Source organism: Methylobacterium aquaticum (assembly GCF_001043915.1).
In the GTDB taxonomy this organism is placed as follows: Bacteria; Pseudomonadota; Alphaproteobacteria; order Rhizobiales; family Beijerinckiaceae; genus Methylobacterium; species Methylobacterium aquaticum.
In genome coordinates this window covers 1-1,847 of sequence record NZ_LABX01000147.1, presented here as the reverse complement: position 1 = coordinate 1,847, position 1,847 = coordinate 1, and the positions used below count along the sequence as shown (strand labels likewise).

Below are 1,847 nucleotides of genomic sequence, written 5' to 3'. Positions count from 1 at the left end.
CCAGACTGCGCTACGCCCCGACTGGCTCTAGGCCGTTGGTTCTCTAGCGATTTGCGAGATCATGCGCAAGCCGCCATGAGAGCCAAGATGCGAACAAAGCGTGTTCGTCGGGGCTGTGTCGGGACAGCAATCTCCGACGAAATCCCCGACGGATGTTCACTGGCTGTTCGCGTGTTATAAGGGTGCGGAGGCGCGCGGAAAGGGGTCTGTCATGGGAGTTCTCGGCTACGCCGCACTCGGCATCGCCAGCGTCCTGATCGGTCATTTCGTAGGGTGGTGGCCTACCCGCTGATGGCGCGTCCTCCTCTCCCTCCGATCCTGCTCGGCGAAGCGCGCAAGGCTCGGCTCTCACTTTTGATCCACTGCCCGATCTGCAAGCACAAAGCCGAGATCCCGGCGATGGAGATGCCACTCCCTCACGACCTCGACATGAACGCCGTCGGTCATCGGATGCGCTGCACAGGCTGCGGTCGCCGCGGTGGGGTCGACGTCATTCCCGACGGCGCTGGCTGGGTGCGCTACCTGCGCGCGACTGGACAGAGGGACCGCTGGCCGTGGTGGGCTGGGATGGTGCGAGACGAAAGCGACTGTTGAATGCACTTGTGAATAGACAGAGGGTATGTTCTTCTTTTGGTCTCGTATTCGTTGTTTGTTCCCTTCAATCCTACATAATATTATTTTGGTCATTGCAACCAGTGAGTTCATACTATTGAATAACGATCCTCTAGGGAGGGCGACGTGGCTACTGTTTATTCATACACTTTTGGGTCTCAGCTAGCTAATCAAAACGGCGGACAAGCCATACCAGCAAGCGGCACTTTTACTGTAAATTACGACACGAAGACCGTTTACAACGTAAACGTAACTGCAAATGGAAAGCAGTTTACAAACGGTATCATCGTCAATAATTTGAACTCCGACGGATCAAGCGGTTATAATGTTCAGTTAAGCAACACCCAATTCTCTAATGACAGCAATTATGTAAACGCATATTTCAACTCCCCCGCTGATACCGCCTTTTCTAATGTAAGATACCTGAGATCTTTCACCGATAATAGTGTGTTTCCATCTACAACTACATACACTCAGGCTGGGGCTAACTCAGTCGCCGCTAACCCGGTCGCCGTTTGCTTCGTCATCGGAACCCTGATCCGCACGGTCCGCGGGGAGGTCGCTGTCGAGACCCTCCAGGTCGGTGACGAGGCGGTGACCGTGTCCGGCGCGCTGCGGCCGATCACCTGGATCGGACATCGCGACCTAGACGGCGCCGGCAAGGCCCTGCCCCGCGACCAGCAGCCGATCCGGATCCGCGCCGGCGCCTTCGGGCCGGGTCTCCCGGCTCGCGACCTCTCGCTCTCCCCCGGGCACCCCGTCCTCGTCGGTGCCGATGCGGACGGCATGGGGGGCCACCTCGTGCCGGCGATGTGCCTGATCAACGGCACCAGCATCGCCCGCGAGCCGGTGGCCTCGGTCACCTACTGGCACGTCGAACTCGACGCCCACGACATCCTGCTCGCCGAGGGCCTGCCCGCCGAGAGCTACCTCGACTGGGGCGACCGGCCGTTCTTCACGGAAGGCTCCGACCACGCCCTGCACAATCCCGACTTCGTCGTGCCGGGCCTGTCCGCCCGCTGCCGGCCGGTCGCGGTCGACGGTCCGGTGGTCGAGGCTGAGCGGGCGCGCCTGTCGGGCGTGTTCGCGGCGGCGCTCGGCGAAGCCTGCGCCTGGGACGAGGCCGAGCGCTTCGCCTGGATCACCGCCTGACGATGGGATTGGGCTGGGCACGAAAAATCCCCGCTCGGCGGGTGCCGGCGGGGCTGAAGGCGGGGTCTCGGGTCTTGGAAGAT

The 1,847-nt window shown here is 60.9% G+C and carries 1 protein-coding gene; it reads left to right on the top strand.

Going from position 1 to position 1,847, the window contains the following annotated elements; translation table 11 throughout:
• Nucleotides 1-738: 738 nt before the first annotated feature.
• Nucleotides 739-1,764, top strand: coding sequence for a Hint domain-containing protein (locus tag VP06_RS18930; protein ID WP_048465341.1), 1,026 nt, complete (start codon nucleotides 739-741; stop codon nucleotides 1,762-1,764).
• Nucleotides 1,765-1,847 lie beyond the last annotated feature (83 nt).